General features: G+C 66.5%; 26 protein-coding genes and 2 pseudogenes. 12 read left to right on the top strand and 16 right to left on the bottom strand.

All coding sequences use genetic code 11. The features are described from left to right. Positions 1 to 432: 432 nt before the first annotated feature. Positions 433 to 858 carry an acyl-CoA thioesterase gene (locus PSm6_RS04340; protein WP_021217094.1) on the top strand — a complete coding sequence of 142 codons (426 nt, stop codon included), beginning with the start codon at positions 433 to 435 and terminating at the stop codon, positions 856 to 858. A 19-nt stretch (positions 859 to 877) separates the two neighbouring features. On the opposite strand, the gene PSm6_RS04335 is transcribed toward PSm6_RS04340, so the two are convergent. Next, the gene (locus PSm6_RS04335; RefSeq protein WP_265169652.1) at positions 878 to 1552 is read right to left on the bottom strand and encodes a cyclic di-GMP-binding domain-containing protein, MshE-related; all 675 of its coding nucleotides are present in this window, start codon (positions 1550 to 1552) and stop codon (positions 878 to 880) included. Positions 1553 to 1653: 101 nt separating this feature from the next. Further along, positions 1654 to 3486, bottom strand: a complete 1833-nt coding sequence (locus PSm6_RS04330; RefSeq protein WP_265169651.1) for a cation:proton antiporter — start codon at positions 3484 to 3486, stop codon at positions 1654 to 1656. 76 nt (positions 3487 to 3562) lie between these two features. Here PSm6_RS04330 and xerD point away from each other — a divergent pair, with 76 nt between their 5' ends. The 4 genes from xerD (at position 3563) to thrC (ending at position 8258) form a co-directional block, all read left to right on the top strand. After that, on the top strand, positions 3563 to 4459 hold the full coding sequence (xerD, locus tag PSm6_RS04325) for a site-specific tyrosine recombinase XerD (protein WP_021217091.1): 897 nt from the start codon (positions 3563 to 3565) through the stop codon (positions 4457 to 4459). A 142-nt stretch (positions 4460 to 4601) separates the two neighbouring features. Continuing rightward, entirely contained in the window at positions 4602 to 5330 is a 729-nt protein-coding gene (locus PSm6_RS04320) for a thioredoxin fold domain-containing protein (protein WP_021217090.1), read from the top strand. A 120-nt stretch (positions 5331 to 5450) separates the two neighbouring features. After that, a complete protein-coding gene (locus tag PSm6_RS04315; RefSeq protein WP_021217089.1) occupies positions 5451 to 6755 on the top strand; it encodes a homoserine dehydrogenase in 1305 nt (434 codons plus the stop codon). Positions 6756 to 6848: 93 nt separating this feature from the next. Beyond that, a complete protein-coding gene (thrC, locus tag PSm6_RS04310) occupies positions 6849 to 8258 on the top strand; it encodes a threonine synthase (protein ID WP_021217088.1) in 1410 nt (469 codons plus the stop codon). A 66-nt stretch (positions 8259 to 8324) separates the two neighbouring features. On the opposite strand, the gene PSm6_RS04305 is transcribed toward thrC, so the two are convergent. The 5 genes from PSm6_RS04305 to PSm6_RS04285 all read right to left on the bottom strand — a co-directional run bounded on the left by PSm6_RS04305 (position 8325) and on the right by PSm6_RS04285 (position 11795). Beyond that, entirely contained in the window at positions 8325 to 8627 is a 303-nt protein-coding gene (locus PSm6_RS04305) for a hypothetical protein (protein WP_021217087.1), read from the bottom strand. Positions 8628 to 8759: 132 nt separating this feature from the next. After that, positions 8760 to 9386 (bottom strand): hypothetical protein, encoded by a 627-nt coding sequence (locus PSm6_RS04300; protein WP_021217086.1) that lies wholly within the window; start codon positions 9384 to 9386, stop codon positions 8760 to 8762. Positions 9387 to 9572: 186 nt separating this feature from the next. Next, a complete protein-coding gene (locus PSm6_RS04295) occupies positions 9573 to 10196 on the bottom strand; it encodes a hypothetical protein (RefSeq protein ID WP_265169648.1) in 624 nt (207 codons plus the stop codon). Between the two features lie 193 nt (positions 10197 to 10389). After that, positions 10390 to 10983, bottom strand: coding sequence for a hypothetical protein (locus PSm6_RS04290; protein ID WP_265169646.1), 594 nt, complete (start codon positions 10981 to 10983; stop codon positions 10390 to 10392). Between the two features lie 188 nt (positions 10984 to 11171). After that, complete coding sequence (locus tag PSm6_RS04285) at positions 11172 to 11795, bottom strand: hypothetical protein (protein ID WP_021217084.1); 624 nt, start codon at positions 11793 to 11795, stop codon at positions 11172 to 11174. 179 nt (positions 11796 to 11974) lie between these two features. On the opposite strand from PSm6_RS04285, the gene PSm6_RS04280 reads away from it, so the two are divergent. Further along, entirely contained in the window at positions 11975 to 12634 is a 660-nt protein-coding gene (locus PSm6_RS04280) for an EndoU domain-containing protein (RefSeq protein WP_021217083.1), read from the top strand. 50 nt (positions 12635 to 12684) lie between these two features. On the opposite strand, the gene PSm6_RS04275 is transcribed toward PSm6_RS04280, so the two are convergent. Together PSm6_RS04275 and PSm6_RS04270 are read right to left on the bottom strand one after the other, a co-directional pair. Then, positions 12685 to 13260 carry an RNA polymerase sigma factor gene (locus tag PSm6_RS04275; protein WP_265169644.1) on the bottom strand — a complete coding sequence of 192 codons (576 nt, stop codon included), beginning with the start codon at positions 13258 to 13260 and terminating at the stop codon, positions 12685 to 12687. 450 nt (positions 13261 to 13710) lie between these two features. After that, positions 13711 to 14016 (bottom strand): c-type cytochrome, encoded by a 306-nt coding sequence (locus PSm6_RS04270; RefSeq protein WP_265169642.1) that lies wholly within the window; start codon positions 14014 to 14016, stop codon positions 13711 to 13713. 194 nt (positions 14017 to 14210) lie between these two features. Here PSm6_RS04270 and PSm6_RS04265 point away from each other — a divergent pair, with 194 nt between their 5' ends. The 6 genes and pseudogenes from PSm6_RS04265 to PSm6_RS04240 all read left to right on the top strand — a co-directional run bounded on the left by PSm6_RS04265 (position 14211) and on the right by PSm6_RS04240 (position 19779). Then, positions 14211 to 15008, top strand: coding sequence for a CbbQ/NirQ/NorQ/GpvN family protein (locus PSm6_RS04265; RefSeq protein WP_265169640.1), 798 nt, complete (start codon positions 14211 to 14213; stop codon positions 15006 to 15008). Further along, positions 14992 to 15585, top strand: coding sequence for a cytochrome c oxidase subunit 3 (locus PSm6_RS04260; RefSeq protein ID WP_043240198.1), 594 nt, complete (start codon positions 14992 to 14994; stop codon positions 15583 to 15585). Before PSm6_RS04265 ends, PSm6_RS04260 begins: the two co-directional genes overlap by 17 nt. Beyond that, positions 15582 to 15830, top strand: coding sequence for a cytochrome C oxidase subunit IV family protein (locus tag PSm6_RS04255; RefSeq protein WP_043240201.1), 249 nt, complete (start codon positions 15582 to 15584; stop codon positions 15828 to 15830). Before PSm6_RS04260 ends, PSm6_RS04255 begins: the two co-directional genes overlap by 4 nt. A gap of 114 nt (positions 15831 to 15944) precedes the next feature. Further along, positions 15945 to 16385 carry a c-type cytochrome gene (locus tag PSm6_RS04250; protein ID WP_031286928.1) on the top strand — a complete coding sequence of 147 codons (441 nt, stop codon included), beginning with the start codon at positions 15945 to 15947 and terminating at the stop codon, positions 16383 to 16385. A gap of 2 nt (positions 16386 to 16387) precedes the next feature. Continuing rightward, positions 16388 to 17805 (top strand): annotated as a pseudogene (locus PSm6_RS04245) (cbb3-type cytochrome c oxidase subunit I). 127 nt (positions 17806 to 17932) lie between these two features. Continuing rightward, positions 17933 to 19779 (top strand): annotated as a pseudogene (locus tag PSm6_RS04240) (nitric oxide reductase activation protein NorD). A 311-nt stretch (positions 19780 to 20090) separates the two neighbouring features. Here the strand turns inward: PSm6_RS04240 and PSm6_RS04235 are convergent. From PSm6_RS04235 to PSm6_RS04205, 7 genes are all read right to left on the bottom strand, one after another. Next, complete coding sequence (locus PSm6_RS04235) at positions 20091 to 20276, bottom strand: hypothetical protein (protein ID WP_021217074.1); 186 nt, start codon at positions 20274 to 20276, stop codon at positions 20091 to 20093. A 3-nt stretch (positions 20277 to 20279) separates the two neighbouring features. After that, positions 20280 to 20963 carry a Crp/Fnr family transcriptional regulator gene (locus PSm6_RS04230; protein WP_021217073.1) on the bottom strand — a complete coding sequence of 228 codons (684 nt, stop codon included), beginning with the start codon at positions 20961 to 20963 and terminating at the stop codon, positions 20280 to 20282. Positions 20964 to 21064: 101 nt separating this feature from the next. After that, positions 21065 to 21736, bottom strand: a complete 672-nt coding sequence (gene ytfE, locus PSm6_RS04225) for an iron-sulfur cluster repair protein YtfE (protein ID WP_021217072.1) — start codon at positions 21734 to 21736, stop codon at positions 21065 to 21067. Positions 21737 to 21829: 93 nt separating this feature from the next. Continuing rightward, positions 21830 to 22558 carry a Crp/Fnr family transcriptional regulator gene (locus PSm6_RS04220; protein ID WP_265169634.1) on the bottom strand — a complete coding sequence of 243 codons (729 nt, stop codon included), beginning with the start codon at positions 22556 to 22558 and terminating at the stop codon, positions 21830 to 21832. A 65-nt stretch (positions 22559 to 22623) separates the two neighbouring features. Next, positions 22624 to 23436, bottom strand: a complete 813-nt coding sequence (locus tag PSm6_RS04215; protein ID WP_265169633.1) for an SUMF1/EgtB/PvdO family nonheme iron enzyme — start codon at positions 23434 to 23436, stop codon at positions 22624 to 22626. A gap of 57 nt (positions 23437 to 23493) precedes the next feature. After that, on the bottom strand, positions 23494 to 24642 hold the full coding sequence (gene nirK / locus PSm6_RS04210; RefSeq protein ID WP_371877020.1) for a copper-containing nitrite reductase: 1149 nt from the start codon (positions 24640 to 24642) through the stop codon (positions 23494 to 23496). A gap of 354 nt (positions 24643 to 24996) precedes the next feature. After that, positions 24997 to 25881, bottom strand: a complete 885-nt coding sequence (locus PSm6_RS04205) for a TIGR02285 family protein (RefSeq protein WP_043240220.1) — start codon at positions 25879 to 25881, stop codon at positions 24997 to 24999. Positions 25882 to 25893: the final 12 nt, after the last annotated feature.

Genomic DNA, 25893 nt, shown 5'->3' with positions numbered 1-25893 from the left:
CCTTTTGCCGGATCCACGAGGGCCGCCGAGGGCGAACGGCAGCGGCGGTAGCGGAAAATAGCTCATTCCGAATCGCACAAAATCACCCTCAGGAGGGCTTAGGAAGCGTCTGTCGTGTGATGGTGGCGAGGGCTTACACCGAGTGCTCCTGGCGCCGAGGAACACGCCCGGCTGGCCGGAGTCGTCTCGTGCGGCGATCCGGGGTGGCAGCCGGATGGCGTTACGTCGGGCCTGCTGGCCAAGGGTGCTGCCGGGTGCACCGGGCTGTGGAATAATCGCGCCGCCGCAGGGCCAGGTCCCTGGGCAACTCCCGTGAAGGTGCTGCGATCGGCGGCCAGCGGGAGCCGTTCTGCCCGTTCGCAAGCGCACAACAACGACAACAGACGTCGCACGAGTGGCAGCCACATTGGGTTGTATTCAGGTAGTAGTGGCATGACCCCGAGAGAGCAAGAGATCGCCCGGCGCACCGCCTTGTCCGAAAGCCGCGTGACCAAGGCGGTATTCCCGCCGACCACCAACCATCACAACACCCTGTTCGGCGGCACTGCGCTGGCCTGGATGGACGAGGTGTCCTTCATCTGCGCCACGCGCTTCTGCCGACTGCCGCTGGTGACCGTTTCCACCGACCGCATCGACTTCAAACACCCCATTCCCGCCGGCTCCATCGTCGAGCTGGTCGGTCGCGTGGTGAAGGTGGGCAACACCAGCCTCAAGGTCGAGGTGGAGGTGTTCGTCGAAAGCATGTACGAGAACGGCCGCGAGAAGGCCATCACCGGGGTGTTCAGCTTCGTCGCCATCGACGAGGAGAAGCGTCCGGTGCCGGTGTTGCCGGAATCGGCCATCGAACAGGCGGCCTGATCCGGCTCGCAGGAGTGGGTCAGTGGCGCAGGGCGATCTTCAGCGAGGCCTGGGACAGGTCGATGTTGCTCAGGGTCAGGCTGCCGAAGCTCTGGTTCTGTGGCGCGCCGGCGACGCGGACATTGTCGAAGCGCAGCTCGCCGATGGAGCTGGGCAGGCGCACGTTGATCGAACCATCGGGATTGATGGTCGAGCGCATGTTGCGGGTGTCGTAGACCACGTCCTTCATCGAGGTCTCGGCCTCCAGGCTGTCCAGCACCGGCATCACCAGGCGGCTCAAGGCCTTCACCGTGGCGATGCCATCCCCGCCTTCGGCCTGCACGAACAGGCCCTGCAGCACCTCGTCCAGGCCCTGGGCGCTGACGTCGCTCATCTCGGCGTCGCTCAGCGGGCGCAGGCCCTTGGGCGTGTGCTGCTGGCTGATGGCGCTGGGCGTCTGCTGGATGTCGGCGCTGGCCATCTGGAAGGGGCTCATCAGCGCCGCCACAAGGGTCGCGGCCAGGCGCAGATTGCTCTGTTTCTTCAAGGCCCGGTCGAGTTGCCGGCGGCTCAGCAGGCCCTGTTCGATCAGCACCTCGCCAAGACGCTTGTCGCTGGTCAGCTGGAGTTTGATGGCAGCGTCCAGCTGCTGGCTGGTGATCAGTCCCTTGTTGACCAGGATCTGGCCAAGGCGTGATTTCTGCTGATTCGACATGGGGGTGACCGGTGGAGTGGTGGCAAGGTGAAATCATCCTCCCGTAGGAAGAGGCTGTCACCAAACAAAGGATAGGCTTACATGACCGCCTGTCCATGTGCCTAGGACGTAGCCTCCTCGCCGTGCCTCGCAGGCGCCTGGGCGCCTTCCTCGACCAGCGCCACCAGGCTCCAGCCGGCCTCCGGTTTCAGGGGCGCCTCCGTGCTGGCCAGGTGCACCCAGCCGCGCGGGTCACGGGCCAACAGCAGCACCGCCTGGTCACCGTTCAGGGCCCGGTAGGCGTCCCAGTCGAAGTTCGTGGTCAGGGTGGTCGTGCGGATCTCCGCGCCCCGGCTGAGCTTGCTGGCGAACTGCGGGTAGCTTAGGGCCGGCGAGCCCAGCGCCCGCCCACGCACCTGGTCGCTGGCGCGGTGCTTGTCGGTGCGCCGGCTTTCCGCACCGCTGGGCAGGGTGAAGCGGCGCAGCGCCGGGAAGTCGTGGCGGAAGCGCATGCAGGCCAGGGCGTTCATCTCACTGGAAGGGGAGAGCGCCAGCAGGTGGCCCAGCCCCACCAGGTCGAGGTGCGCATCGGCGTGCTGCGAGGTGGGGTTGCCGAAGTAGGTGGGCAGGTTGTCCATCCGCGCGGCGCGGATGTTCTCCCAGCTCGAATCGGTGAGCAGCACGCGGCTGCCCAGGTGCTGCAGGGCCTTGCCGATCTCCCGCGCCACCGGGTTGGCACCGATGATCAGGAAGCCCGCCGGGGCCGGCTCGGCCACCTTCAGCAGGCGCGCCAGCGGGCGCGCGGTGGCGCTCTGCAGCACCACGGTGCCGATGATCACCAGGAAGGTCAGCGGCACCAGCAGGTGCGCCTGGTCATTGCCATGCTGCTGCAGGCGCAGGGCGAAGATCGCCGATACCGCTGCGGCGACTATTCCCCGTGGTGCGATCCAGGCCAGCAGCGCGCGCTCGCGCCAGCCCAGCGGCGAGCCGAGGGTGCAGAGACCGACATTCAATGGCCGGGCGATGAACTGGATCACCGCCAGCAGCGCCAGCGTCGCCGGCCCCAGGGCGATCAGCGCGGCCAGGTCGAGGCGCGCCGCGAGCAGGATGAACAGCCCGGAAATCAGCAGCACGCTGAGGTTTTCCTTGAAGTGCAGGATCGGCTTGATATCCACCCCGCGCATATTGGCCAGGCCCATGCCCATCACAGTCACCGCCAGCAGGCCGGATTCGTGCACCAGCAGGTTGGCGCCGATGAACACCCCCAGCACCGCGGCCAGGGCCGCCAGGTTGTGCAGGTACTCGGGGAGCCAATGGCGGCGCAGCACCGTGCCGAAGGCCCAGCCGCCGAAGGCGCCGAGCAGGCAGCCGCAGGCGATCACACTGGCGAAGGTCGCCAGGCTCTGGCTCCAGCCGCCCTGGTCGCGGCTGACGATGAAGCTGAACACCACCACGGCCAGCAGCGCGCCGATGGGGTCGATGACGATGCCCTCCCAGCGCAGGATGTTGGCGATGGAGCTGCGCGGGCGCACCACGCGGAGCATCGGCACGATCACCGTGGGGCCGGTGACCAGGGTCAGCGAGCCGAACAGCAGCGCCAGGTCCCAGGCGAAACCCAGCAGCAGGTGCGTTGCCAGCGCGATCACCGCCCAGGTCACCAGCGCGCCCAGGGTCACCATGCGGCGCACCACGGTGCCGATTTCCTTCCACTCGGAAAGGTGCAGCGTCAGGCTGCCTTCGAAGAGGATCAGCGCCACCGCCAGGGAGGTGAGGGGGAACAGCAGCGGGCCGAACAGCGCCTGCGGGTCCAGCACCCCCAGCACCGGCCCGGCGAGAATGCCCGAGAGCAGCAGGAAGAGAATGGCTGGCAGGCGCAGGCGCCAGGCCAGCCATTGGCTGCCGAGGGCGGCCAGGCCGATGCCGCCGAGGGCGAGGAGGATTGCGGTTTCGTCCATCAGGACTCCTTGTCGCTGGTGAAGGTCGGGGCGCTTGTGGAAGACTAGACGCCGTTCATCCCGCCAGCGTTCCGTCATGCCTGCCCTCGACCACCCCCTGATCGACCGTTACCTCGACGCCCTGTGGCTGGAGAAGGGTCTTTCGCCCCACACCCGCTCCGCCTACCGCAGCGACCTGGCGCATTTCAACGCCTGGGCGGTGGAGCGCGGCGCGAGCCTGCAGCACGCCGGCCGCGACCTGATCCTCGACCACCTCGCCTGGCGCCTGGAGCAGGGCTACAAGGCCCGCTCCACCGCGCGCTTCCTCTCCGGGGCGCGGGGCTTCTACCGCTTCCTGCTGGGCGAGGGGCTGATCATCGAAGACCCCACCCTGCAGGTGGACCTGCCGCTGCTCGGGCGCCCGCTGCCCAAGTCGCTGTCCGAGGCGGACGTCGAAGCCCTGCTCGACGCCCCCGAACTGGACGACCCCATCGGCCTGCGTGACCGCGCCATGCTCGAAGTGCTCTACGCCTGCGGCCTGCGGGTCAGCGAGCTGGTGGGCCTGACCCTGGAACAGGTCAACCTGCGCCAGGGCGTGGTCAAGGTCTTCGGCAAGGGCAGCAAGGAGCGCCTGGTGCCGCTGGGCGAAGAAGCCATCGCCTGGATCGAGCGCTACGTCCGCGAGTCGCGGCCCTTCCTGCTCGACGGCAAGCCCAGCGACGTGCTTTTCCCCAGCCAGCGCGGCGAACAGATGACCCGGCAGACCTTCTGGTACCGCATCAAGCATCAGGCCAAGGTCGCCGGCATCGTCAAGTCGCTGTCGCCCCACACCCTGCGCCACGCCTTCGCCACCCACCTGCTCAACCACGGTGCCGACCTGCGGGTGGTGCAGATGCTGCTGGGGCACGCCGACCTCTCCACCACGCAGATCTACACCCACATCGCTCAGGCCCGCCTCAAGGACCTGCACGCCCGCCACCACCCGCGCGGCTGAGCCGGAAAAAGGCCATCGCACGCGCCCTGCATGCACCGGATATCCCCGCCGCACCTCCGTTCGGCTCTATGGCGCGGTGCTTCGGGGCTTCTGTGATAATCTTCGGCATCCGCCCGAATGTCCCCGCTCCACAGGAGTAACCATGCGCGTGACCCGTCTTTTCGCAGCCATGGCCCTTGGCCTGGTCAGCACCTTCAGCCTTGCCGACGATCCGGACCAGGCCATCCGCAAGACCCTCAGCGGCCTTGAACTGGGCCTGCCCATCGAGTCCATCGGCGAAAGCCCCATGAGCGGCATCTACCAGGTGCAGCTCAAGGGCGGTCGCATGCTCTACACCAGCGCCGACGGCCAGTACCTGATGCAGGGTTACCTGTACCACGTGAAGGACGGCAAGCCGGTGAACCTCACCGAGCAGTCCGAGAGCCGCTCCATCGCCAAGGAGATCAACGCCATCCCCGAAAGCGAGATGGTGGTCTTCGCACCCAAGGAGCCGGCCAAGGCGCACATCACCGTGTTCACCGACACCGATTGCGGCTACTGCCAGAAACTGCACAGCGAAGTTCCCGAGCTCAACCGTCGTGGCATCGAAGTGCGCTACGTCGCCTTCCCGCGCCAGGGCCTCGGCAGCCACGGCTACAACAGCCTGGTCAGCGTCTGGTGCAGCAAGGACCGCCAGGCGGCGATGAACAAGGCCAAGTCCCGCGAAGAGCTCCCCTCGGCCACCTGCGATAACCCGGTGGCCAAGCAGTTCGAGCTGGGCCAGCTGATCGGCGTCAACGGTACGCCGGCCATCGTCCTCGGCAACGGCCAGATGATCCCGGGCTACCAGCCGGCCCCGCAACTGGCCAAGATCGCCCTGGAAGCCAAGTAACACGGGCTCTGCGCGTATCACATCGATTGACCAAAAATCAGCCGCTTCGTAAAGTGCGGCTCTTTTCCACGGCCGGGACCATGCCCGGCCGTTTTTCGCAGTGAAGATGGGGAGTTCAGCGTGAAGCCGGTAAAAGTAGGCATCTGTGGCCTGGGGACCGTCGGTGGCGGCACCTTCAACGTACTCAAACGCAACGCCGAGGAGATTGCCCGCCGCGCCGGGCGTGGAATCGAAGTTGCCCAGATCGCTGCTCGTCGCCCCAACCCGAAGTGTGAAACCGGTACCACCCCCATTACCGCCGACATCTTCGCCCTGGCCGACAACCCGGAAATCGACATCGTCATCGAGCTGATCGGGGGCTACACCCTGGCCCGCGACCTGGTGCTCAAGGCCATCGAGAACGGCAAGCACGTGGTCACCGCCAACAAGGCGCTGATCGCCGTGCACGGCAACGAAATCTTCGCCAAGGCCCGTGAGAAGGGCGTCATCGTCGCCTTCGAAGCTGCCGTCGCCGGTGGCATCCCGGTGATCAAGGCGATCCGCGAAGGCCTGTCCGCCAACCGCATCAACTGGCTGGCCGGCATCATCAACGGCACCGGCAACTTCATCCTCACCGAGATGCGCGAAAAAGGCCGTGCCTTCGATGACGTGCTCAAGGAAGCGCAAGCCCTGGGCTACGCCGAAGCCGACCCGACCTTCGACGTCGAAGGCATCGATGCCGCGCACAAGCTGACCATCCTCGCTTCCATCGCCTTCGGCATCCCGCTGCAGTTCGACAAGGCCTACACCGAAGGCATCTCGAAACTCACCAGCGCCGACGTCAACTACGCCGAGGCCCTGGGCTACCGCATCAAGCACCTGGGCGTGGCCCGTCGTACCGACAAGGGCATCGAGCTGCGCGTGCACCCGACCCTGATCCCGGCCGACCGCCTCATCGCCAACGTCAACGGCGTGATGAACGCCGTGATGGTCAATGGCGACGCCGCCGGCAGCACCCTCTACTACGGCCCCGGCGCCGGCATGGAGCCCACCGCTTCCGCCGTGGTCGCCGACGTGGTGGACGTGGTCCGCGCGCTGACCGCCGACCCGGAGAACCACGTACCGCACCTGGCCTTCCAGCCGGATTCGCTGTCCGACCACCCGATCCTCCCGATCGACGCCTGCGAGAGCGCGTACTACCTGCGCATCCAGGCCAAGGACCACCCGGGCGTACTGGCCCAGGTGGCCACCATCCTGTCCGAGCGCGGCATCAACATCGAATCCATCATGCAGAAGGAAGTCGAAGAGCAGGACGGACTGGTGCCGATGATCCTGGTTACCCACCGGGTCGTCGAAGCGCGCGTTAACGACGCCATCGCCGCACTGGAAGCCCTCGACGACGTGGTCGGCAGCGTAGTCCGCATCCGCGTCGAACAGCTCAATTAATCAGGAGCCGGAAGCTGGAAGCCGAAAGCCGGAAGCCGCACTGCTTCAAGCTTCAAGCTTCAAGCTTCAAGCTCGAACCGAAGGTTTGAAGAAATGCGTTATATCAGTACCCGCGGCCAGGCCCCGGCCCTGAACTTCGAAGACGTGCTGCTGGCTGGCCTGGCCAGCGACGGCGGCCTCTACGTACCGGAAAACCTGCCGCGCTTCACCCAGGAAGAGATCGCCTCCTGGGCCGGCCTGCCGTACCACGAGCTGGCCTTCCGCGTGATGCGCCCGTTCGTTGCCGGCAGCATCGCCGATGCCGATTTCAAGAAGATCCTCGAGGAGACCTACGGCGTCTTCGCCCACAACGCCGTGGCGCCGCTGCGCCAGCTGAACGGCAACGAGTGGGTGCTGGAGCTGTTCCACGGCCCGACCCTGGCCTTCAAGGATTTCGCCCTGCAGCTGCTGGGCCGCCTGCTCGACCACGTGCTGTCCAAGCGCGGCGAGCGCGTGGTGATCATGGGCGCCACCTCCGGTGACACCGGTTCGGCCGCCATCGAAGGCTGCAAGGCCTGCGAGCACGTCGACATCTTCATCATGCACCCGCACAACCGTGTGTCCGAGGTGCAGCGCCGGCAGATGACCACCATCCTCGGTGAGAACATCCACAACATCGCCGTGGAAGGCAACTTCGACGACTGCCAGGAGATGGTCAAGGCCAGCTTCGCCGACCAGGGCTTCCTCAAGGGCACCCGCCTGGTCGCGGTCAACTCGATCAACTGGGCGCGGATCATGGCCCAGATCGTCTACTACTTCCACGCCGCCCTGCAGCTGGGTGGCCCGGCCCGTTCCGTGGCCTTCTCGGTGCCCACCGGCAACTTCGGCGACATCTTCGCCGGCTACCTGGCGCGCAACATGGGCCTGCCGATCAGCCAGCTGATCGTCGCCACCAACCGCAACGACATCCTGCACCGCTTCATGAGCGGCAACCGCTACGTCAAGGACACCCTGCACCCGACCCTGTCGCCGTCCATGGACATCATGGTCTCGTCCAACTTCGAGCGCCTGCTGTTCGACCTGCACGGCCGCAACGGCGCCGCCATCGCCGGGCTGATGGACACCTTCAAGCAGGGCGGCGGCTTCAGCGTCGAGGACGACCGCTGGACCGAAGCACGCAAGCTGTTCGACTCCCTGGCCGTCAACGACGAGCAGACTTGCGAGACCATCACCGAGGTCTACAAGGAATGCGGCGAGCTGCTGGACCCGCACACCGCCATCGGCGTACGCGCCGCCCGCGAGTGCCGTCGCAGCCTGTCCATTCCCATGGTCACCCTCGGCACCGCGCACCCGGTCAAGTTCCCGGAAGCGGTGGAGAAGGCCGGTATCGACGCGGTCCCGGCTCTGCCGCCGCACCTCGCCGACCTGTTCCAGCGCGAAGAACGCTGCACCGTCCTGGCCAACGACCTGAAGACCATCCAGGCCTTCGTCGCCGCCCACGGCAACCGCGGCAAGCCGCTCTAAACTGAACGGCAATGAAAAGCCCCTGGCGAGTGGTCGCCAGGGGCTTTTTCGTTTCTGCTGCGCGGGTCAGTCCACCTTGTCTTTTCCCAGGCCGTCCCGCTCCGTCAGGGGCAGTGCCTCGTGGGGCGAAGGCCCCAGCTCCGATGTATCTACCTGGACAGGCACGAAGCCCTCACCGGTCTTGTAGCCCTTGTAGAGGTTGTAACCGGCGTCGAAGTCGATCCACGTGTGCGGCGCCGGGGGTGTCAGTACGCACCAGGCCGGGTTGTGGGTACTGCCCGGTTTCTGGAATGTGACGATTTTGTATTCCTGCTTTTCAAGGAGCTGGAGCTCGCTGGCATCGATGCCGAAATTGATTTTGTATTCCATGTCCCTTCTCCATCGGGTCCGCGAACGGGGCGGGCACTGATCATGGGCCAGTTCTCGGCACGTTGCCGATTGATGGCCGTTCACAGATGCAACCGGCAGCCAGGAAGCCCTGCGATCGCTCGCCAGGTAGCCTCAGCTGGCGCTGAAGTCGAAGGTCCACAAACCGCCCGGGCGGCTCAGGTTCACGTCCACCTCGGTGGCGGTGATGGGCGCCACGTACTGGGTCATGTCCGAGAAGTTCTGCACGATGTAGGTCTGCCCCGCCAGCGGTGGGGAGGCCACCATGAAGTAGAAGTGGCCCGGCATCATCTCGAAGCTCACCGTCATGTTCAGGTCCACCTTGGGCATGCTCACCACCGGGTGGCCGCCGACATACCAGTTGCACGTGAACTGGATGAAGGGGTTGGTCTGGTTGATCACGCCGCACTGCTGCGGGGTGAGCTTTTCCTGCGCCAGCGATGTGGGGGCCGGTTGCAGGCGCGGAGACAGCCCTGCCGGGCTGACCGCCTGCAGCAGTTGGCCGGGCTGGACGGCCACGCGTGCGGAGATGATCTGTTCATCCGGGGCATTGCCCGTGCTGGAGAGATCGGTCTCGATCCGGTCCTCGTAGCTGAACCGCTCCGTAGCCCCCGCCGAACCAGTCAGTACCCGCCAGGCATGGATGTCGTAGTCGCGCTGCGGATTCTGCGGCTTGAGGAAGACCAGAACGGTTTTCCCCTCCATGTCCTCCACATCGAAATGCACGTTGAAAACCATCATGGGTCCCTGTCTCCTTGGTTCCGTCATAGCCCCGGCACCTGCCTGGGCAGGCGTTGATGATGGATCAGGAGCGGTCACTTTGCCGATTAATTGTGAGCGTCGTAGCCCGGGCTTCAGCCCGGGAGCCCGTTCAACGAAAAGCCCCGTCGATCACTCGCCGGGGCTCTTGCATACGGGAGGCGAGCTTCAGCTTGCGTTGAAGTCGAAATTCCATAGGCCGTTCGGGTGGCTCAGGGTCACGTTCACTTCGGTGGCGGTGATGGGCGCCACGTACTGGGTCATGTCCGAGAAGTTCTGCACGATATAGGTCTGCCCCACCAAGGGCGGATTGGCCACCATGAAATAAAAGTTGGGCAGGTACTCGAAGCTCACGGTCATGTTCGTGTCCACATTGGGCATGGTCACCACCGGGCGGTCGTTGACGTACCAGTTGCTGTCGAACTGGATGTAGGGATTGGTCTGGTTGATCACGCCGCACTGCTGCGGGGTGAGCTTTGCTTCGGCCAACGAGCGGGATGCTTGTTCCAGATACGGCAACATGCTGCTCGAGCACACGGCCTTCAGCAGGTTACCGGGCTCGATGGCCTTGCGCTCGGAAACGATCAGGCTGCCTGCCTTCCCACCATGGCTGGAAACATCGGTCGCGATCACCGCCTCGTATTGGAACGTCTCAGTCGACCCGGCCGAGCCGGTGAGTACCTGCCAGGCGTGGATGCGGTAGTCGCGCTGCGGGTTCTGTGGCTTGAGGAAGACCAGCACGGTCTTGCCCTCCATATCCGCTACATCGAAATGCACGTTGAAAATGGTCATGGTCCCTGTCTCCTTGGTTCCTTCGTAGCCCCGGCACCTGCCTGGGCAGGCGTTGATAATGGAGCAGGAACGGCCACTTTGCCGAGTAATTGTGAGCGTCGTAGCCCGGGCTTCAGCCCGGGAGCCCGCTCAACGAAAAAAGCCCCCAGCGATCACTCGCCGGGGGGCTTTTTCATGCAGGGTCGAGCGGGCTTCAGCTTGCGTTGAAGTCGAAACGCCACGGGCCGTTCGGGTGGCTCAGGGTCACATCCACTTCGGTGGCGGTGATGGGCGCCACGTACTGGGTCATGTCCGAGAAGTTCTGCACGATGTAGGTCTGCCCGATCATGGGCGGTGTGGCCACCATGAAGTAGAAATTGGGCTGGTACTCGAAGCCCACGGTCATGTTCGGGTCCACATAGGGCATGGCGACCACTGGGCGGTCGTTGACGTACCAGTTGTTGTCGAACGGGATGTAGGGAGTGCTCTGGTTGATCACGCCGGATTGCTGCGGAGTGAGCGTTTGCGATCCCGGCAGCCGCGACATTTCCTTGGGGCTGACCACCTGCAGCCCATCGCTGGGAAGGGGAGTCATGCCAAGGGGCAAGGGGTTGACGACCTTTTCGGCGATGCTGGAAATGTCGGTCTCGATCACCGCCTCGTAGACAAACGGCTCGGTTGCCCCGGCTGCCCCGCTGGGCACCTGCCAGGCGCTGGGGTGGTAATCGGCTTGCGGGTTCGGTTTGAGGAAGACCCGCATGGTCTTGCCCTCGATGTCGTCTTCGGCGTTCACGTTGAACGTGGTCATGGTCCCTGTCTCCTGGGTTCCCTGAACGCCCCAGCGGATGCCGTGGCAGGCGTTGATAATGGATCAGGAACGGCCACTTTGCCGATTAATTGTGAGCGTCGTAGCCCGGGCTTCAGCCCGGTAGCCCGCTGAAGGAAAAGCCCCGGCGATCACTCGCCGGGGGCTTTTCATGCAGGGTCGAGCGGGCTTCAGCGCGACAGGAAGTCGAAGGTCCACAGGCCATTCGGGCGGCTCAGGGTCACGTCCACTTCGGTGGCGGTGATGGGCGCCACGTACTGGGTCATGTCCGAGAAGTTCTGCACGATGTAGGTCTGCCCGATCATCGGCGGCGTGGCCACCATGAAGTAGAAATTGGGCTCGTACTCGAAGCTCACGGTCATGCGCGAGTCCACCTTGGGCATGGTCACCACCGGGCGGCCGTTGACGTACCAGTTGCTGTCGAACTGGATGTAGGGGTTGGTCTTGTTGATCACGCCGCACTGCTGCGGGGTGAGTTTTTCCTGGGCCAGCGAGGTGGCCGCCTGTTCCAGCTGCGGCGACAGGCCGCCGGGGCTGACGGCCTGCAACAGGCCGCCGGGCAGGGTGGCCTTGCGCCCGGAGACGATCAGGTTGCCGGCCTTCTCGCCATTGCTGGAGACGTCGGTCTCGATCACCGCCTCGTAGTCGAACGACTCGGTCGCCCCGGCCGAGCCGGTGAGCACCTGCCAGGCGTGGATGCGGTAGTCGCGCTGCGGGTTCTGCGGCTTGAGGAAGACCAGCACGGTCTTGCCCTCCATGTCGTCGACAGCGAAGTTCACGTTGAAAGTGGTCATGGTTCCCTTCTCCTTGGTTCCGTTACGGCCCCGACACCTGTCCGGGCCTGCTTCCATGACGGCCGACCCGTCGACCTGTGAAGTCCTTTCACGGCGCGCCGGGGCGGCGTCACGGATGCGGCGGCCTCCCGTCATTGCTGCTGGGCACCTTCCGCCCAGCCAAGTAAAGGAGATTCGCCATGGAATGCTTCAAGAGAACCCTGCCCCTGGGGCTGCTGGCTGCCTGCTGCAGCCTGCCGGCCCTCGCCCAGATCAACTGCACAGCCGGTGCGCCCGGGGTCAACCCGCTGCCGGTGCAGATAGGCGGTGGACTGCCCAATAGCCGGATAAACCCGCAGATCAACCAGCGCCACATCTTCTGCGGTGAGATCAACGGGGCGGGCGCAGCGGTGGGCTTCCACTCCCGCCCCGGCAACCATGATCCGGTCCTGGGAGGTCCCGCAGCGCCTTTCGCTGCACGCATTACTGCGGGGCGAGATTTCTTCGTGCAGCCAGGCATCAACCACCCCGCGCCATATCGTTATCTCGGCCGTGGCATCCAGGTCGCCAATGCTGGAGTCTGGGTGCCCAAGGCGGGGGCTGGAGTCTCGACCTTCTACCCCGACAGTTGCACCCAGGTGCAGGTCGTCGAATCGATCCGCTACGCCTACACCCACCCCATCCAGGGCGTGGGCCCTGTTGGCGGACCCAACTTCTTCACCGGGCCTTCAGCACCTTCGGTGGGGGCTGTGAACTACTGCGTTGGCGAAAACGGCAACCCCTTCACCATCGGCGGCTTTCTCAACAACATCGGCGGTCTCTGGACCATCAACAGCGCCTACCCCATCGGCAACTTCTGATCGGTCGGCCCGCCCCCTATGGGGCGGGCTTTCCGCTTCACCTCTCAGCCCTAGTTACCTGCCTCGCACAGGGTGCCCAGCCAGTCCCGCAACTGCCGGCGCGCCAGCTGCACGCGCTTGCGCAGGTTGGGCTCGCTGACGTGCAGCAGGCCGGCCAGGTCCACGTACTCCACACCGCAGATGCAGTGCTGCTCCAGGGCTTGGCCGAGCTTGGGCGGCAGCCGGTGCAGCGCCTTGTCCAGCACCTCCACCGCCTCCTGCAGGCAGGCCTGGCGCTCGGGGCCGAGCTGCTGCGGCTGCCAGGCGGCGTTGTCGTGCAACTGCTGGTCGAGCCAGTCGAGGTTGCAGGTCGAGGGTGTGCTGCGCAGCCGGTCGATGCAGTGGTTGCTGGCCACCCGACGCAACCAGGCCGGCACGTTATCCACAGCCTCCAGCCGCCCGGGTTCGCGCAGCAGCAGGGTGAACAGGCGGAGGCGCAGCTCGCTGAGGGCGTCCTCCGCATCGTGGGGATTGCGCGTCAGCTGCTGGCAGCGCTTGCGCATCAGGGGTTCGTGGTCGATGAGAAATTTCCATAGCAGTCTCCGCTGCGTGCCCTGCTCCAGGCTCGCGTCCAGGTTGCTCGCCATAACCATTCCTTGATCCTTCTAAATGCCGGTGGCGACGGTGCTGCACTGGCAGTCCTTGCCAGACCGGCCGGAGCAAGCAGGACGAAGGCGTGCCCGGGTTTGTGAAGGGGTTTCTAACAGGCGGGGCGAGCGCTGCGGCTATGACGTGAGGTGATTTCAGGCGCAGGGGCCGGGGCAGGGCGGTCAGGGCGTTTGGCGGCCTGGTGCGCGTGGCACAGCCCGGGGCGTGGCGGCTTTCGTAGGATGGCGTAGAGCGAAGCGAAACCCATGGGGCGGGGAGCGGCAGGCGGAACTCCAGCAATGCCCGGGGTGATGCTATCGAACGATGAGGACGGGAGAAGGCGAGGGTGGCCATGGTGGGCGAGCAGCGCCCACCACTGAACCAGGAGGCTCAGCCGGCCATTGAGGGGAAGCGGCCGACGGCGGATGCGTCGACCGCATGCAGCGGGGTTACTGGAGGGTGACGATCCACTCGGCGAGGACCTTGGCCTCTGCCTCGCTGACGGCGTTGGCCGGCATCGGGATGGGGCCCCACACGCCCTTGCTGCCGGTGAGGATGCTGTGGCTGATGTGCGCTGCGCCGTCGGCGCCGTACTTGGCCGCCACCTTCTGGAAGGGTGGGCCCAGCACCTGCTTGTCGATGGCATGGCAGGCCACGCACGACTTGGCCTTGAACAGCTCTTCACCGGGGCTGGCCATGGTGTTGGCCTGGGCCAGCAGCCCGCCGAGCAGCAGGGCAACCAGTGCTTTGTTCATGAACGTCTCCTCAGGGCTGGGCGCCTGTGCGCCGGTCGGTTGCGCCGGTTTTTCCCGGCGTCTGCGGCGATTCTAGGAGCGCTCCGCTGGGGCACCGCTTGATGGCGATCAAGAACTTCGCGCATCGCGCTTGAGCCCCTCGGCCGGGCTGGCTAGCGTGCCCAGCCGTAACCCGAACGGAGAGTCGCCCCGCCATGAACGCCCCTGTCCAGAACACCCCGCCGCTCTTCTACCAGCCGACCGGCAACGAGGTGGCGCTCTTCACCGAGGCCGCCGCCCAGGGCATGCCGGTGCTGATCAAGGGCCCCACCGGTTGCGGCAAGACCCGCTTCGTCCAGCACATGGCCCAGCGCCTGAACCGACCGCTGTACACCGTGGCCTGCCACGACGACCTGTCGGCGGCGGACCTGGTCGGCCGCCACCTGATCGGCAGCGACGGCACCTGGTGGCAGGACGGCCCGCTGACCCGCGCGGTGCGCGAGGGCGGCATCTGCTACCTCGACGAAGTGGTGGAAGCGCGCCAGGACACCGTGGTGGTGCTGCACCCCCTGGCGGACGATCGCCGCGAACTGTTCATCGAGCGCACCGGCGAATCCCTGGTGGCACCGCCCGGCTTCATGCTGGTGGTGTCGTACAACCCCGGCTACCAGAACCTGCTCAAGGGCATGAAGCCCAGCACCCGCCAGCGCTTCGTCGCCCTGCGCTTCGACTACCCGACGCCCGACGCGGAAGCCGGCATCATCGTCCGCGAAGCCGGTGTCGCGCCGGAGCTGGCGCATCGCCTGGTGCAACTGGGTACCGCCCTGCGCCGGCTCGGCCGCCAGGAACTGGAAGAGGTCTGCTCCACGCGCCTGCTGGTGCTCGCCGCACGCCTGCTCAACGCTGGCGTGGCCCCCCGTGACGCCTGTCGGGCCGCTCTGGCCGAACCGCTGTCGGATGACGAAGCCACGGTGGCAGCGTTGATGGACCTGGTCGATGTCCACTTCGCCTGAGGCCGCTGCCAGCGCCCGGCACCTGCCGGGCGACCTGGCGATGTGGTTCTTCATCCTCGCCGAGCTGACCGTCTTCGCCATCCTCATCATCGCCTTCGCCGTGGCCCAGCGCCTGGACGTGGAAAGCTTCCGCGCCGGCCGTGCGCAGCTGGACCTGTCCACCGCCCTGGCCTTGACCCTGACGCTGCTCAGCGCCGGTTTCTGCGCGGCCCTGGCGGTGCTGCGGGTGCGTCGCCAGCGGCAGGGCCAGGCGGCCATCCTGCTGGGTGTCGCGGTGCTGCTGGGGCTGGTCCATGTGGCATTGAAGTCCGCCGAGTACCACCACCTCGCCACGCTCGGGCTGGGCCTGGAATACAGCACCTTCTTCACCCTGTTCTGGCTGATCACCGGCTTCCACTTCCTGCATGTGTGGCTGGGGCTGGTGATCCTCGGCTGGATGCTCCTGCGCTGCCTGCGCGGCGCGTATCGCGACGGCGAACTCGGCGGGCTGGAGTCCGGCGCGCTGTATTGGCACATGGTCGACCTGGTCTGGGTGGTGCTGTTCCCGCTGGTCTACGTACTGGCGCCCGGGCCATGAAGGCGCTGCTGCTGGCCTGGCTGGCGATGTTGCCCATGTCCGTCGCCGGGGTCTGGCTGGGGCACCGCGAGCCGGCCGCGCTGCTGCCGGTGGCGGCGATCCTCCTGCTCGGCCTGGGCAAGGCCTGGCTCATCGCCCTGCGCTTCATGGAGCTGGGGCACGGCCCTCGGCTGTGGCGTTCGCTGCTGCTCGGCTGGCCGCTGCTGCTCACCGGGGTGATCTTCGCTCTGCACGCAATACCCTGATTTTTCTCAGGAAAAATACCCGACTGGAACAATCGGTCTTTCTTGATTGCCATCAAGCGAGGTGCCTGGGGGCGGTTCCTACAATGGCCACGCAACCGTGACCCAGGAGGGCCCATGTCAGAGACATTCACTAAAGGTATGGCGAGGAACATCTACCTGGGAGGAGGCGTTTTCTTCTTCCTGGTATTTCTCGCCCTGACCTATCACACAGAGACCACCTTCCCCAAACGCACCCACCAGGGCGCGCTCACCGAGTCGGTGGTGCGCGGCAAGCTGGTGTGGGAGCAGAACAACTGCGTCGGCTGCCATTCCATCCTCGGCGAGGGCGCCTACTTCGCGCCGGAACTGGGCAACGTGGTGATCCGCCGTGGCGGTGACGAAGCCTTCGACACCTTCCTCGCGGCCTGGATGAAGATGCAGCCGCTGGGCGTGCCCGGCCGCCGGCAGATGCCGCAGTTCAACCTCAGCGACCAGGAGGTGTCCGACCTCGCCGCGTTCCTGCGCTGGACCTCGAAGATCGATACCAACAACTGGCCGCCGAACAAGGAGGGTTGATCATGACCCCGGGCAATCCCTACCTGAAATTCGCCTCGCAGGCGGTCGCCAAGCCGTACTTCGTGTTCGCCCTGATGCTCTTCGTCGGGCAGATCCTCTTCGGCCTGATCATGGGCCTGCAGTACGTGGTCGGTGACTTCCTGTTCCCGCTCATCCCCTTCAACGTCGCCCGCATGGTGCACACCAACCTGCTGATCGTCTGGCTGCTGTTCGCCTTCATGGGGCGGCCTACTACCTGATTCCCGAAGAGGCCGACCGCGAGCTGTACAGCCCGAAACTGGCCATCGTGCTGTTCTGGGTGTTCGCCGCCGCCGGCGTGCTGACTATCCTCGGTTACCTGCTGGTGCCCTATGCGGGCCTGGCGAAGATGACCGGCAACGAGTTGCTGCCGACCATGGGCCGGGAGTTCCTCGAACAGCCCACCATTACCAAGATGGGCATCGTAGTCGTCGCGCTGGGTTTCCTCTTCAACATCGGCATGACCCTGCTCAAGGGCCGCAAGACCGCCGTCAGCGTGGTGATGATGACCGGCCTGGTGGGTCTCGCCGTGTTCTTCCTGTTCTCCTTCTACAACCCGGAGAACCTGGCGCGCGACAAGTACTACTGGTGGTGGGTCGTGCACCTGTGGGTGGAAGGCGTGTGGGAACTGATCATGGGCTCGATGCTGGCCTTCGTGCTGATCAAGATCACCGGCGTCGACCGCGAAGTCGTCGAGAAGTGGCTCTACGTGATCATCGCCATGGCCCTGATCACCGGCATCATCGGCACCGGCCACCACTACTTCTGGATCGGCGCTCCGACCGTCTGGCTGTGGCTCGGCTCGATCTTCTCCGCGCTGGAACCGCTGCCGTTCTTCGCCATGGTGCTGTTCGCCTTCAACATGGTCAGGCGCCGTCGCCGCGAGCACCCCAACAAGGCCGCCTCGCTCTGGGCCCTGGGCACCACCGTCACCGCCTTCCTCGGCGCCGGCGTCTGGGGCTTCCTGCACACCCTGGCACCGGTCAACTACTACACCCACGGTTCGCAGCTCACCGCCGCCCACGGCCACCTGGCCTTCTACGGCGCCTACGCGATGATCGTCATGACCATGATCAGCTACGCCATGCCGCGCCTGCGGGGCATCGGCGAAGCACCCGACGCCCGCGCCCAGAGCCTGGAGATCTGGGGCTTCTGGCTGATGACCATTTCCATGCTGCTGATCACCCTGCTGCTCACCGCCGCCGGCATCGTGCAGATCTGGCTGCAACGCATGCCGGCCGATGGCGCCGCGCTGCCGTTCATGGCCACGGTCGACCAGCTCAAGGTGTTCTTCTGGCTGCGCCTGTACGCCGGCGTGGGCTTCCTCATCGGGCTCATCTGCTACCTGTTCAGCTTCCGTCAGCGCGGCCGCGTCGCCGTGGGGGAGGTGCAGATGAACTGAGGGCTTACCGATCCGGGCCCGTCTTCTGTGACGGGCCTTTCGCGTTATCGCAGCCATCGGCAGGCCGCATCTGCCGGTGGCTCGAATCACTCCCTACCCCCAACCCTCTCCCAGGAGGCAGGTGCCCATGACCCTTCACCTCGAAGTCGAAGAAGGCTTCGGCCGCGCCTGGCACCGCTTCATCACCCGCCGTGCCAGCCCGGAATTCGACGAGGCGGCCGTGCCCCTGGACGCCATGCGCCGCAGCCTGCTCCTGCTGTTCCGCGGCACCGGCGGCGAGGCCGGTGTCGGTGTGGAAGCGGCCAGCGCCCGCGAGCTGCTGGTGCGCCGCAGCCTGCTGCAACAGGTGGCCGGTACCTGCCAGCAATTGCCGGTGGCCTGGTTCGATGCCGACTCCCTGCGCCTGCCCGCGCAGCTGGCCGTCTACCCCGATGTCGAACTGAACCGCGAGCTGTACCGCTGGCTGGCGCTGCTGGCCGCCCACAGCCAGCCGATGCGCCACTGGGCGCGGGACAACCAGGCCTGGACCCTCGCCGTGCTCGAACGCTACCCGCTGCTGCGCCCGCGCTACCAGCGCCTGGTGGAGGCACTGCTGAGCCTGCGTCCCGACCCTGCCGCCTTGCCCCCCGCCGAAGCGGCCCTGGAGCGGGCGCTGCAACAGGCCCTGCACAAGCCGGGCAGCCTCGAGCGTCTGCCCCGCAGCGAGAAGGCCCCTGGCCGCTGCCACTGTGGCTCTACCCGCCGCAACGCCTGGCCGCGCCACAGCATGCCGAACTGGTGGACGGCGACGAGCAGGGCCGCTCCGCCCACAGCGAGGCCAAGGGCCAGGCACGCAAACGGGCCGAACGCAGCGGGCAGGACCCCGGTCGCGGCGGCTTGCTGCTGTTCCGTCTGGAGAACCTGTTCAGCTGGTCCGAGCACGTCGAGCTGGACCGCGCCGGTGACGACAGCGAAGACCTCGATGCGGCCAAGGTCGCGGACGATCTGGACCACCTCAGCCTGTCGCGGCAGCGGCAGAAGAAGGGCGGCGGGCTGAAGCTCGACCTCGACCTGCCCGCCGCCGAGTTCGACGACATTCCCCTGGGCGAAGGCATCCGCCTGCCGGAGTGGGACCATCGTCGCCAGCAACTGCTCGCCGACCATGTCTGCCTGCAGCCGATGCTCCCGCGTGATGCCCAGCCGGCACCGTTGCCGGATGCCCTGGCGGCCATCGCACGGCGCCTGCGCCGGCAGTTCGAAAGCCTGCGCCAGCAGCCGCAGTGGCTGCATCGCCAGCCCCAGGGTACGGAGCTCGACCTCGACGCCTGGTTGGATTTCAGCGTCGAGCGGCGCCTGGGGGCGTGCAGCGAGCCGGGGCTGTTCCGCGAACGTCGGCAGGCCCGGCGTGACCTCGCCTGCCTGCTGTTGGCGGACCTGTCCATGTCCACCGATGCGCACATCGACAACCAGCACCGGGTCATCGACCTGATCAGCGACAGCCTGCTGCTGTTCGGCGAAGCGCTGCAGGCGGTGGGTGACCGCTTCGCCCTGTACGGTTTCTCCTCGCTGCGCCGCCACCAGGTGCGCATGACCCAGCTGAAAAGCTTCGATGAACGCCACGACGACCGCGTGCGCGGCCGCATCCGTGCATTGCGCCCCGGCTACTACACACGCATGGGCGCCGCCATCCGCCGCGCCACGCAACTGCTGCTGGAGCGCAAGGAACGCCAGCGCCTGCTGCTGATCCTCACCGACGGCAAGCCCAACGACCTGGACCGCTACGAAGGCCGCTACGGCGTCGAAGACACCCGCCAGGCCGTGCTCGAAGCGCGCCGCGCCGGGCTGCTGCCGTTCTGCATCACCATCGACCGCGAAGCGGCGGACTACCTGCCCTACCTGTTCGGCAGCCAGGGTCACCTGCTGATCAACGACCCGGCGCAGCTGCCCGTGCGCCTCCCCCAGCTCTACCGCCAGCTCACCCAGCGGCAGGGGTGAGCACCGCAAGGTCGGGGGCGTCGGAGAGGTATTCGTAGGAGGGGGCGGGCGGCGTTCCGCGAGGTACGAAACCCATGCTGCTTCGGTGTTCGGACTTGATGGGTTTCGCGGTGCTCTACCCATCCTACGGGCTATCGCCAGCTCACCTGTTGGTAGGGGTGAGCACCGCAAGGTCGGGGGCGTCGGAGAGGCATTCGTAGGAGGGTTCCGCGAGGTACGAAACCCATGCTGCTTCGGCGCTCGGACTTGATGGGTTTCGCTGCGCTCTACCCATCCTACGGGCTCGTTCTCGATGGGGTTCGCGGTGTTGGTCAGCGTGGCAGCCAGAGCATCATCGCCAGGCAGAACACCGCGAGCATCACGCAGTACCAGCGGAAGCGCTGCAGCCGGCGCTGGCGCTCCAGTGCCTGGCCGACCGGCAGTGACATGCCGCACTGGGGGCAGTCGTCGTCGTGGTCGTCGCTGCTTTCGTACTGGCAGTACAGGCACTGGCGCATGGCTTATTCGAACTGTTCCAGGCGGGGGATATCGAGCACCTGCACGGTGCGCCCGTCCAGGTCGATGATGCGCTCGTCGATCAACCGGCGCAGCACGCGGGAGAAGGTTTCCGGCTGGATCGACAAGTGCCCGGCCACCAATTGCTTGGCCATGGGCAGCTCGAAGCGATGGGCCTCATCGCCCAGGCGGTTCAGCTGGGTCAGCAGGTAGCGCACCACGCGGTGGGTGGAGTTCTTCAGCGACAGCGTCTCGATTTCGTTGATCCGCCGGTGCAGGCGCACGCACAGGGTGGCGAGCAGGGAGAAGGGCAGCTGCGGGTTGCTGTGCAGCAGCTCCATGTAGGTGCGGTTGGCGAAGCGGTAGACCTGGGTGGGCTCCAGCGCCTGGGCCGAGGCCACGTAGTCGGGGGTGTCCATCAGCATCATGGCTTCGGCGAAGGTCTGGCGGCTGCCGACCACCTCCAGCACCTTCTCCTGGCCTTCCGGGGTCAGGCGGAAGATCTTCACCGCACCGGAGATCACGAAGTAGAACGCGTGCGCCGGCTCGCCCTGGAGGAACAGCTTGTCGCCCTTCTCCAGGTTGAGCAGCGCGCTGCTGGCCAGGAGGTGCTCCAGCTGTTCCTCGTTGAGCACGTTGAACAGGTGGTGGCCACACAGAATCTGGTGGTGGACGCGATGCGCGTGCATGGCGGGGCGTTCCTGGGCAGGGGAAATCCCGCCAGTATGCACGCCGCCTCCCGAGGGGGTGATGAGGCAGGCTGTCACGGGTCGCACCTCCGGTGCGTTCTTCAGGCCGGGCGGTTGGCGCCGAGGAACAGCAGGTTGTTTTCCAGGTTGATGTGCTGCATCAGGTCGCGGCGCAGCGTCTCCAGCCCGCTGTAGAGGCGGCGCCAGCTGTTGCAGGCGTCGGCCGGCGGGGTGAGGTCGTCGGTCAGCTCGGCCAGCACCGCCAGGGACTGCGCATGCTCGTCGTGCTCATGGCGCATCACCCCGATCGGCCCCTGCACATGGGCCAGCGGTATGCCCTGGCGCAACCAGGGGAACAGCACGCTTTCCTCCTTGCACATGTGCCATTCCAGCTCCTCCTGCATCGTTCTCAGGTGCGTGGTGAGCCCGGCTGGGCATTGCGGGTGGTCGGCGTGGGTCTTCTCGACGCGGTCGGCCAGGGGGATCAGTGCCGGGAACTGCTCGCGGTGGACGGCGTGGTAGCGCTCGAGGATGTGGTCGATCAGCTCGGCGTTGCTGGTCAGGCGCCAGTCGACCTGGGGGCTGCCGGGCGGCAGCGCCTGCAGCTGCTCGGCGATGCGCTGGGCGTCGAGGCCCCGCTCGCGGGCCGCGTCGCCCAGGCTGCGCTGGCCGGCGCAGCAGAAGTCGAGCTTGTAGTCGTGGAACAGCGCGGTGCTGCCGGGCAGGCTGAAGCTCAGCTCGCTCAGGGTGCGTTCGGTGAGGTTGTCGTGCATGGCGGGCCTCCGGTGGAGTGGGGCACGGCGGGGCAGGCGTCGTGGTGATGGCGGCAGTCTAGGGACGGCCCGCGCCGGGCGCCTTGATTGCAGTCAAGCGTCCTCGTGGGCGGGCTCCCGCTCGTCGCCACCGGCGATCTGCATCAGCCGCTGCGGGTTGCACACCAGCAGCTTCTGCCGGCCGCCCCGCACCAGGCCGCGATCCTCCCAGGCGCTGAGGATGCGCGAGACGGTGTGCAGCGTGGTGCCGGTCATCTCGGCGATGTCCTGGCGGCTGACCGGGAAATCGATGCGGATGCCGTCCGCCTCCGGGCGCCCGGATTGCTGCACCAGGCGCAGCACGGTATGGGCGACGCGGCGTTCCACCTCCTCGGTGGCCAGCTCGCAGAAGCGCACATGGGCTTCCTGCAGGCGCACGCCGATGGCCTGCACGGTGTTCAGGGCGAAGCCGGGGTGCCGGGCCAGCAGCGGTTCCCACTGGCGGGTCGGCCAGGCCAGGGCGAGGCTGTCCTGGGTGGCGCAGGCGGTGGCCGGGTAGTCGCCACGGCCCAGTGCGCGGACGAAGCCGAACAGGTCGCCCGGGTTGACCACCCGCACCAGCACGCGCTGGCCATCGCCGGTGATCTGGCTGGCCTTGAGGCGGCCATGCACCAGCAGGTAGAACGCTTCCGCCGGCGCTCCCTGTTCGAACACGGTGTCGCCGTTGTGCAGACGCAGGATGGCGGCCTGGCTGAGGATGTCGTCCTGCTCTTCGCGGCGGCTGTTGGCGAAGGGCGGCAGGCTGGCGAGCCAGGCGCGGTTGAGGGCGAGATCGGCAGTCACGGCAATGATTCCCAAGGTTCCGCCGCAGCATAACCCCTAGGGCAGGCGGCAGAACTTGAGGGGGATCAAGGGATGTCCCTGACCAGGCGGAAACCCAGGTTGTCCGGTGGCTGCCCGACGGCGCAGCCACCGCCGCGCGCGTCCCGCACGAAGTCGTTGATGGCGGCGCGGTGGCGGCCTTCGGCGATGCGGATCGAGCAGGCGTCGATGCGGCTGAGCTGCTCGCCCTGGTCGTCCAGCTTGACCCGCTGGTGGCAGCTGTCGGTCCACTCCCAGACGTTGCCGGCGAGGTCGGCAATGCCGAATTCGTTGAGCCCGTGGCTGCCGCGCACCTGCGCCTGGGCCGATTCGGCGGTGCGCGTCTCGGCCTCGAAGCTGTAGCGCGCCAGCCAGCGCCGTGCCGGGTTGCTGCCATCGTCGTCGATGAGCAGGGCGTCGTCGGCCCAGCGTGAACCGGCGAAGAAAGCCCATTCGACATCGCTGGGCAGGCGCCAGCGCTGCCCGGTGCGGCGGGTCAGCCAATCGGCATAGAGCTGCGCGTCCAGCAGGCTCACGCCGGTGAGGGGCAGGTCGTCGCGGGGCGTGTCGCCTTCGCTCAGCGGCAGGCAGTCGCCGTCGGCCACGCAGCGGGCGTATTCGCCCTGGCTGACCTGGTACTTCATCACCTCGAAGCTGGGTTGCACCTGCTCGCGTCGGGCAGGCGCGTCGATGGCGCGTGCATCCTGCCAGTAGTCGCCAGCGGGGCGGAAGGTGAAGGCACGGGCCGTCAGGGCCACCGTTTCCGGTGCCAGTTCGGGCTCGTGGCGGGGGGTGAGGAGCAGCACGGCTGCACCGAGCGCGAACGCGACGGGCAGGCTGATCAGGGTGGCCTTGTGCATGGCGGTGGCGTCCGTTGGCCAAGGGGGATGGCCGGCCCTCCCGGACCGGCCGGCGGCTTACTTGATCGGCGACGGCGGCTCGATCTGGCTCATCAGGTCGGCGTTCCACTCACCCTCCACCTGGAAGTGCGCGGTGGCACCCAGCAGCACACCCTCGATCAGGTTGTGGTTGAGGTAGGCGTACAGGCCCGGCTGGCGGAAGGTGTAGAGCGCCGCCCCGGCCGCGCCGCCCGGGATGAACCAGGTTTCCAGGTCTTCCTCCGGCGGGTTGTTGAACTTGCCGCTGGCCCAGACGTGGTCGCCGTGGCCACCGATCAGGTGCGGGCGGGTGTCGCGGTTGGCCTGGGAGTGGACGATCAGCACCGTCTCGCCGACCTTGGCCTTGAGCGCGTTCTTGCCGGTCAGTGCGCCGACCTTGCCGTTGAACACGATGTGGCTGGGGATCAGCCCCTTCATCACCGCCTGCATGTCGACGAAGCTTTCCATCGGGCTGGCGTAGCGCTTGAACTTGCCGTCCTTGTCACGGGGGACGTAGAAGTCCTGCTCGCCGACGTAGAACACCTTGTCGTACTTCAGCGCCTTGCCGGCGCGGTCCTTCAGGCCGTCACGCGGGAGCACCATGATCGCGCCGTTCATGCCCGAGACCACGTGCCAGGGGATCATCGCCCCGCCCGGCGCGCAGTGGTACACGAAGACCCCGGCGCGGGTCGCCTTGAAGCGCAGCTTCACCTGCTCGCCGGGGCTGACGATGGTCAGCGCACCGCCGCCCAGGGCGCCGGTGGCGGCATGGAAGTCGATGTTGTGGGCCATGCTGTTGCTGGCCGGGTTGACCAGGGTGAGTTCCACGTAGTCGTCCTGGTGCACCACCATCAGCGGTCCGGGCACCGAACCGTTGAAGGTCATGGCGTGGATCTCGGTGCCCTCGTCATCGAGCACCAGGGTCTTCTCTTCGATGGTCAGGGTGAACGCCACCACCTTCGGCTTGCCGCTGGCGCGCGCCTCATGGGCATGGACGAAGGGCGGCGCCACCAGCTCGACCTTGACCCGCTCCAGCTTGGACAGGTCGGGCGCCTTGCCCATGTTCTTCGGTGCCGGCTCGCCGGCCATCGCTTTGGCGCTGCCAAGTACCGAGCCGGTGACGCCGAGCACCACCGCGCCTGCCAGCAGGGTACGGCGGGAAAGGGACAGCTCTTCCTGATCGTGCATGGTGCATCTCCGTAAAGGACGATTCGTCGTGGCTACAGAGATACCGCGTGGGTAGAAACGTTCTTTGAGCTGAGACAAACAAGCCTGCAACTGGACAACCTGTCGCAGGGGTAGATGTGCGTCAGGTCGCGTTTGTCGATCGATGTGCGCATCACTCGCGGTGCGCGCTGCGTCGCAGCGGCTTTCGTAGGATGGTGTAGAGCGAAGCGAAACCCATCGCGCGGAGTTGCAGAAATCCTGAAGAACCCCGGAAAGCGCCGTGCTTGAGGGGAGCGCGTCGAATCTATAGCAACGCATCAGCAAGGCTCGGCACTCAGCTGGGCTCAAAACCCTCCGGCAGCATAGTTTTGGGACTCAATCCTTCTCGAAAAAGCCCTTGGCGTCCTTCAGGTAGGCCTCGCGGGTGGGGCCGTCCAGCCAGCGGGCGTAGAGCTGGATCAGTTCCTCGCCGCGCAGTTCGCGGATCACCTCGTTTATCGCCGCGATGGCCTTCTTGCCTTCGGGCGTCTTCGAGCAGCCGACATGGGCCAGCAGGTAGCTGGGCATGCCCTGCACCGGGTAGAAGCGCAGGTTGGAGACCTCCATGCCCTCGGTCTCGGCCAGGTAGCGCACCTCGGGCCAGTAGCCGAGCAGGGCGCTGATGCGGCCGTGCTCCTGCATCTGCAACAGGCTGCCCAGGGCGTTGTTGCCGTGGTGCACCAGCAGGCGTTCGGGCGGGGCGGCATGCAGCGTGGCATCGATCGCCGGCCCGTAGCTGCGCTCCACCAGCACGCCGAGGCGCTGGTGCGAGTCGGCGAGAAAGGCCGCCAGGTCGATCTTGCCGTCGTGCAGGAAGGGCCGCATCTGCGCCTCCCGCTCCTGGCGCACCACTACGCCGTTGGTGACCACGCCCAGGGTGGGGATGGAGAAGTACATCAGCTGTTCGCGCTCCTGGGTCCTCAGCACCCCTGCGTCGCAGGTGAGGGTGTCGCGGGCGAACATCTGGTTGGCCCGGGCGCGGTTGACCCGGCTGTTGAGGTGGCGGTACTGCGGTAGCCGTTGCTGCAACAGGCCGAGCATGCGGTCGGCGATGCCCTGGCCCTTGAGCGGGCCCTCCATGATGTTGAACGGCGCCATGTCGCGCACCGTCCAGGTGATCAACGGGGCGGGCTCGGCCAGGCAGGCGCCGGCTGCGCCCAGCAGCGCGCAACCGAGCAGGGCGCGGCGCAGGCGGGCGCGCAGCGATGGGGCGTGCCGCAAGGTGGGTGGCGT

It is taken from the genome of Pseudomonas solani (genome assembly GCF_026072635.1).
Lineage (GTDB): Bacteria > Pseudomonadota > Gammaproteobacteria > Pseudomonadales > Pseudomonadaceae > Metapseudomonas > Metapseudomonas solani.
This window is presented reverse-complemented; position numbering and strand designations above follow the sequence as displayed.